The organism is Mesobacillus boroniphilus JCM 21738 (genome assembly GCF_000517385.1).
Taxonomy (GTDB): Bacteria; Bacillota; Bacilli; order Bacillales; family Cytobacillaceae; genus Mesobacillus; species Mesobacillus boroniphilus.
The window spans coordinates 1-5,559 of record NZ_BAUW01000146.1 but is presented as its reverse complement, the minus strand read 5'-3'; the positions used below and the strand labels follow the sequence as shown (position 1 = coordinate 5,559).

Sequence of the window (5,559 nt, the reverse complement as noted above, 5' to 3'; positions counted from 1 at the left end):
ATTTTATAATTTCCTATTAAACAAGAAAAAACCCGCACCAGGCGGGTTTCCTTCGTCATTATTTAATTAAGCTTGCCCCTCGAAATCGATCTGGACATTCTTTTGCGGAGCGAATGTTGAGATGGCATGCTTATAGACAAGCTGCTGTTTTCCTTCTGATTCGAAAAGCACGGTAAAGTTATCAAAACCTTTAATCTGGCCTCTCAATTGAAATCCGTTCAATAAGAAGACGGTCACATTGATATTGTCTTTGCGTATCTGGTTTAAATACTGGTCTTGAATATTCACTTGTTTCATGGGCGGATCCTCCTCTTTTATCTCTATTATTATGTATTCGCTTTTATCTCGAGCTTTCCTTCAATGAACTTGGAAATTTCGGCGAATTTTTTTTCAGAGTCCTTAGACTCTGACATATCAAACCATTCCACATTAATCTTGTTTCGAAACCATGTTAGCTGCCTTTTTGCATATCGGCGGGAATTTTGTTTTAAATTCTCGATTGCTTCCTCCAGGGGAACCTTGCCATCAAAGTAGGCGTAAAGCTCTTTGTATCCAATCGCCTGGATGGATTGGCAGTCCTTTAAGCCCTTTTCATAAAAGTACTTGACCTCTTCAAGGAGTCCCTGCTCCATCATCTGGTCGACACGGAAATTGATCCGGTCGTACAGCATCTCTCTATCCATTGTCAGGCCGATAAGTGCTGTATCATACAAAATTTCGGGTGATTGGTTCTCCTGCAGTTCTCCCGCAGTTTTGCCCGTACAATGAATGATTTCGAGGGCCCTGATGACACGCCGAACATTGTTAGGGTGAATTCTTGATGCACTTTCGGGATCAACCTCTTTTAATTTTCGATGTACAAATTCCTGTCCTTTTGTCTCTGTTTCTTCCTCCAGGCTGCGTCTGAAGACTGGGTCAGAAGGGGCTTCAGTGAAATGATAATCATAGATCACCGACTGGATGTATAGTCCTGTACCGCCAACTATCATCGGCATCTTCCCGAAGGAGCTAATTTCATTTATTTTCTGGCGGACAAGTTCTGGAATTCTGCGGTTGAAAAGCTTTCATCAGGTTGTTTGATATCAATTAAATGGTGGGGGATCCTCTCCATCTCTTCCCGGGTGATTTTCGCGGTTCCAATATCCATCCCTTTGTAGATCTGCATCGAGTCGCCACTGATGATTTCACCATTGAATTTTTTCGCAAGCTCAATGCTAAGCTTCGTTTTGCCAACTGCAGTCGGCCCAATCAACACAATCAATTTCTGTCTTTGTTCCAAAAAATTTCACACTGCCTTTTCATAGAGCGTGCCAGCAATTTTACATCTGACATCTTTCATTTATTTTACCATTAAATAGAAAGCAGTTGAACATCTATGCATTATACCCCTATTTTACAAATATTATTCTCTTATATCATCTTTTGAAAAATTTTCCTCTACTTTTACAGTTAGATAACGATTCAGTAACAAACACCCTTTCACCCCCACATTCATGATAGTTTAATAGAAGTCTATGATGGTAAATAATTTTTAGAGAACTGGGTGAAAACAAAATGTTATCAACTACAGAAATAGGGATTGATTTAGGTACAGCTAATACACTTGTATATAGTAAAAATAAAGGCGTCGCTTTGAATGAGCCTTCAGTCGTGGCGATTGATACTGAGACAAAAAATGTTCTTGCTGTTGGCAAGGAAGCAAAAGAAATGATTGGAAAGACTCCTGGAAAAATCGTGGCGATCCGCCCGTTAAAGGATGGGGTCATTGCAGATTTCGATGTGACAACTGAAATGTTGAAACAAATCATGAAGAAGGCTTCAAAAAAGGGCGGCTTTTCACTCCGCAAACCGGATGTAGTTGTCTGCACACCTTCAGGTTCAACAAGTGTTGAACGCCGTGCGATCCAGGATGCAGTCAGAAATGCTGGTGCAAAAAAGGTTCATCTCATCGAGGAACCAGTTGCTGCAGCAATTGGCGCTGGATTGCCTGTTGATGAGCCGGTAGCAAACGTTGTCGTTGATATTGGCGGCGGGACAACTGAAGTCGCAATCATCTCATACGGCGGTGTCGTTGCTTGCCATTCTATCCGCATCGCCGGCGACAGATTGGACGAGGACATTATTCAATATGTCCGCAAAGAGTACAATGTGTTAATCGGTGAAAGAACAGCTGAAAAAATCAAGATGGAAATAGGCTATGCGCTTGTTGACCATGAAATGATGGAACTGGATATTCGTGGCCGTGATCTCGTAACAGGCCTTCCAAAGACTGTTACCCTCAATTCTTATGAAATCAGGGATGCAATCAAGGAATCACTCCTTCATATCATGGAGGCGATCCGGGCTACTCTTGAAGACTGCCCTGCTGAACTAAGCGGTGATATTGTTGACCGCGGTGTAATCCTTTCAGGTGGCGGCGCGTTGCTGAATGGAATTCAGGATTGGCTTGGCAGTGAAATGGTTGTACCTGTACACATCGCTCCAAACCCACTGGAATCCGTAGCAATTGGGACCGGTAAAGCATTGCAGTACATCCATAAGCTCCAGCCAGCTGTGAGGTAAAACCAAAAGAAAGATTGCCAGTTTTTAATTGGCAATCTTTCTTTTTTAGCAGCTTCAGAATCTGGGTATATTTGATGATTGGGTAACGTTTTCTGTCAGATGTTACTCTTTATATTGCTTCCTTAATCTGTTAAAGTACAGGAAAACTGGCAATGGTATGACGACAAAGCCAAGGCTTTTGATAATTTGATTAACGGCTCTGTCTTTTTGCCGAGCCTTTTCTTCTGTGACGTACATGTCATAATTGCTGCGAAGCTCTTCCTCAGTCATGTCTGTCTCGGAACCTTCAATTTTTCCATTTAACGTCATCTGCTTATATTCTGTAAAACTTTGATAATAACCAGTTGGGCTGACAAGATCCGCTGACGCCATGAAAATCGAAACCCCTCCGCCAATTACCATCATCAATGTAGCAAACAATACTAGATAAGTATATAAATGTCTGACCACACTCTCTCCCCCTTGCTCTTTATTCTTCATTGCAAAAGCTACTATAAAAATCAGTACAACTACAGGTAGTATGAAAAATAATAATGAGAATACAAACAATATATCGCCCCCTTTGATATTATAAGAGCCAATAACTCATTTAATGAATATATCATTTGATGTTTTATAAATTTCCTATTGGTGTAATTTTACACCATTATTAGATAAAAAAGAAGAATTTTTATCCAACTGTAGCTAATTTTTCATAAAAAAACAGTGCACCCAATTGGGAACACTGTTTCTTCACGTAGAATAACAGAGATAAATTTACACTTTGAGAATTGTCCAGCTCCAGCGCTTGTCGGAGCTGACCAAGGCGCTTTCGCTCTTCTAATTACATTACCCGCTTGAACATTTTTTCCATTTCATAAGTGGAGTAATGGACAATGATTGGCCGTCCGTGCGGGCATGTGAACGGATCGGAGGAACGGCGCAATTCATCGAGTAATGCCTGAATCTCGTCGTTGCGCAGATGGTGATTAGCCTTGATTGATGCCTTGCAGCTCATCATGATCGCTGCTTCCTCTCGAAGCTTTTTAAGATCGACTTTTTTCATCAGCAAGAGTTGTTCAATCATGTCTTCAATCAAATCTTTTTCCTCTCCGCGAGGGAACCACTGCGGATGTGATCGCACGATGAAGCTGTTGTAGCCAAATGGCTCAAGTAAGACTCCTACTTTTTCCAGCTCATGTTGATGTTCATTTATTTTAATGCACTCATCGGCTGAATATTCAAAAGTGATTGGCACTAGCATTTCCTGCAGCTCAGTTGCAACCTCGCCTACCTTGTCCCTGAAGTACTCATATTTGATTCTTTCCTGGGCGGCATGCTGGTCAATTATATATAAGCCACGGTCATTCTGAGCGAGAATATAGGTTCCGTGCATCTGCCCAATTGGATAAAGAGGCGGGACTCGTGATTCCTGCACTTCCACAACCGTTTCATGTGCTGCAGGAGAAGTGTCAGGCTGAATGGTTTCTTTTTCATCATGAACAAGTTCCTCATCAGAAACAGACGCAGTGGCCTCGAAGGTCATGTTTTCTTGAGCTACAAAGGCATTCCTCCAATCAGGAGGCGTCTGCTGTGTACTATTTGGTTGTTCGGCAGCTTTATAGCTCCTGCTTAGCTCAACAGCCCTCTCCTCTACAAATGGCCCGCGTTCAATAGTCGATTGGATAATAGAAGGTTTATCTTCTGTTTCCTGTAAATGATCCAGCTCCATGTAGGTTTGTTCTGACTTCGGCTTCTCCTGCTTCTGAGTAACCATTCCAGCCGGAATCAATTCCTTCGTTTTAAAAGCATTCTTTATGACACTCGAGACTAGCTCATTCAACTCCTGTTCCTTGCTCAACCGAACTTCCATTTTGATGGATGGACGTTCACATCAATCAAAAGGGGATCCATTTCAATATTTAAAAGAACAACTGGATACCTCCCTATAGGGAGTAATGTATGATAGCCTTCTTGTATCGCTTTAACAAGAGGATAATTTTTGATAAAACGGCCATTTATCATTGTCGAGATATAGTTTCGGGATGCTCTTGTGATTTCTGGCATCGATATATAGCCGCTTATTTTATAATCCAGAGATTCTCCCGAGATTGGAATCATAGCTTTGACCATATTAATACCGTAAATGGCAGCCAGCACCTGGCGGACGTCTCCATTTCCCGTCGTCTTTAAAAGCTGGCGGCCATTATGGACAAGTCTGAAAGAGATATATGGATTTGCCATCGCCAGGCGGTTTACGATATCCGTAATATTGCCAAGTTCGGTATGAATGGTCTTCATATATTTAAGGCGTGCCGGTGTATTAAAAAATAGGTCTGAGATAATGATATCCGTTCCTTTACGGCTGTCTGCCTTCTCAACAGACTCGACCTTTCCGCCTTCGATGACCACTTTATTACCTTCGATACCGGTCGATGTTTTCATTTCAAGTCTTGAAACGGAGGCGATACTCGGAAGAGCCTCTCCTCTGAACCCGAGAGTCCTGATCCGGAACAAGTCGTTTTCATTCTTGATTTTACTCGTGGCATGACGCTGGAAGGCGAGAAGAACGTCTTCTTCCTCAATCCCGTCTCCATTGTCAGTGATCCTGATCCGGGCAAGACCAGCTTCTTCAAGATCAATTTCAATTACGGTACTGTTAGCATCAATCGCGTTCTCTAGCAGTTCTTTCACAACCGATGCCGGACGCTCAACTACCTCACCAGCAGCAATCTTATTTGATAATGCATCATCTAGTTGAATAATTTTCGCCATTCCGTCACCTCCAGCTTTTAAGTAGTAGAGTTTTACAATAATAATTCTTTCTATGAGCCCTTTTCTCGATCTTCTCACATTTCAGGCTTATAGAATTTTTCTATAAGACCTTTTTCTTGATTTTCTCTCATTTCAGGCTTATAGAATTTTTCTATAGGCCTTGTTCTCGATCTTCTCTCATTGCAGCTTATAGAATTTTTCTATAGGCTTTTTCTCGATTCTTCTCACTATTGCAGCTTATAG

At 41.7% G+C, this 5,559-nt stretch carries 3 protein-coding genes and 2 pseudogenes; 1 reads left to right on the top strand and 4 read right to left on the bottom strand.

Features of this window, described 5'->3' with window-relative positions; translation table 11 throughout:
• Nucleotides 1-66: 66 nt before the first annotated feature.
• Both hfq and miaA read right to left on the bottom strand, forming a co-directional pair.
• Entirely contained in the window at nucleotides 67-297 is a 231-nt protein-coding gene (gene hfq, locus JCM21738_RS20765; RefSeq protein ID WP_023614787.1) for an RNA chaperone Hfq, read from the bottom strand.
• A gap of 29 nt (nucleotides 298-326) precedes the next feature.
• A pseudogene (gene miaA, locus JCM21738_RS20760) lies at nucleotides 327-1,279 on the bottom strand (tRNA (adenosine(37)-N6)-dimethylallyltransferase MiaA).
• A gap of 275 nt (nucleotides 1,280-1,554) precedes the next feature.
• Here miaA and mreBH point away from each other — a divergent pair.
• Nucleotides 1,555-2,562: a rod-share determining protein MreBH gene (mreBH, locus tag JCM21738_RS20755; RefSeq protein WP_023614789.1), complete on the top strand. Its 1,008-nt coding sequence runs from the start codon at nucleotides 1,555-1,557 to the stop codon at nucleotides 2,560-2,562.
• A gap of 102 nt (nucleotides 2,563-2,664) precedes the next feature.
• Here the strand turns inward: mreBH and JCM21738_RS20750 are convergent, their stop codons facing one another.
• Both JCM21738_RS20750 and mutL read right to left on the bottom strand, forming a co-directional pair.
• Complete coding sequence (locus tag JCM21738_RS20750) at nucleotides 2,665-3,012, bottom strand: hypothetical protein (RefSeq protein WP_232215865.1); 348 nt, start codon at nucleotides 3,010-3,012, stop codon at nucleotides 2,665-2,667.
• Between the two features lie 373 nt (nucleotides 3,013-3,385).
• Nucleotides 3,386-5,316 (bottom strand): annotated as a pseudogene (mutL, locus tag JCM21738_RS20745) (DNA mismatch repair endonuclease MutL).
• Nucleotides 5,317-5,559: the final 243 nt, after the last annotated feature.

Coding starts and splice junctions, on each gene's coding strand:
- mreBH (WP_023614789.1), top strand. CDS start 1,555: ATGTTATCAACTACAGAAATAGGGATTGATTTAGGTACAGCTAATACA.
- hfq (WP_023614787.1), bottom strand. CDS start 297: ATGAAACAAGTGAATATTCAAGACCAGTATTTAAACCAGATACGCAAA.